We start from the raw sequence: 1,024 nt of genomic DNA on the forward strand, positions 1-1,024 counted from the left end.
GGTAAGGACTGAATCGATGGATAGTATGTCTAGTCCTGACTTTTGCATATCAGAATATAATTCGCAGACTTCAAATATGCAAAAAAAATATGCAACCACATGTAAGAACTCAATATTAACACATGAGAGAACGCGCATCTCCGACCCCTTCCAGATTCGCTGTGTCCACATCGGTATTACAAACATATCGGAGATACGCAATTATATTTTTTACATAACCCGCGCATTCCCGCAAGTTCATTTTCAGAAAAATTCCTGTCCTCTTTACAAAAAAAACAGCAACAACCTGTACAAAAATCAATAAACCGCAAGAACGACTGGTAATATTCACAATAACTAGCCTGTCATTTCTGGAAAATATTCTGTTTACGACTCAACCGGACTTTCCGTCACCATCCCAGCGAAGGGCCATCCAGCGTCCGCTCCCGTTCCAGAGATAACTCATGTTCGCGTTCCTGCATCAGCCGTTCGTCCCTTATCTCCTGTTCTCGCTGTATAACTGGCTCAAGCGTTCTGTCCGCTCGCTCAAGTGCTGCACCTGCTGACTCAACTGCATGACCCGCTCGTTCAGCATCGCGTTGTCCCGTTGCGTAAGCGAAAACATCTTCTGCAATTCCACGAAGGCGCTCTCCCATTCGTTCAGCCGCTGCATATAGTCCTGTTGCAGTTGCTCTAATGCGTTCAGCAAATGTTTTTCCAGCTCCGTCATGCTCTGTCACTCCTGTACCAGTCTCACTGCGTTCAGTTTGCCGTTGTCCTCCGTCCAGTTCGTTTCGGCTTTCATCCCCTTCGGCAACACCAGAAAACGCCCGTTGCTGTCCTCGTGATAACGCACGCCCCATGTCTTCGCGTTCAGCTTCTCCAGACTCTCTTTCTGCTCGCGGAGAATATTCATGTTTACGTTTATCTTCATGCCCTGATACCACAGCAGACTCCCGGTCGTGGCAAACATCAGCACTGAGACGATAATCAGCCACAGCCAGCGTTTCACGCTCATTTTCAGTACGGTTTGCCAGTGTGTATC

General features: G+C 47.5%; 2 protein-coding genes. Both read right to left on the minus strand.

Annotated features, from left to right (window positions below):
- Positions 1 to 475: 475 nt before the first annotated feature.
- Positions 476 to 709 carry an MbeD family mobilization/exclusion protein gene (locus tag C5O24_RS14670; protein ID WP_071699844.1) on the minus strand — a complete coding sequence of 78 codons (234 nt, stop codon included), beginning with the start codon at positions 707 to 709 and terminating at the stop codon, positions 476 to 478.
- Positions 710 to 715: 6 nt separating this feature from the next.
- Positions 716 to 1,024, minus strand: a 309-nt coding sequence (locus tag C5O24_RS14675; protein ID WP_500690285.1) for a hypothetical protein, incomplete at its 5' end; no start/stop codon positions are given.

Origin of the sequence: Paramuribaculum intestinale, assembly GCF_003024925.1 — a bacterium.
Lineage (GTDB): Bacteria > Bacteroidota > Bacteroidia > Bacteroidales > Muribaculaceae > Paramuribaculum > Paramuribaculum intestinale.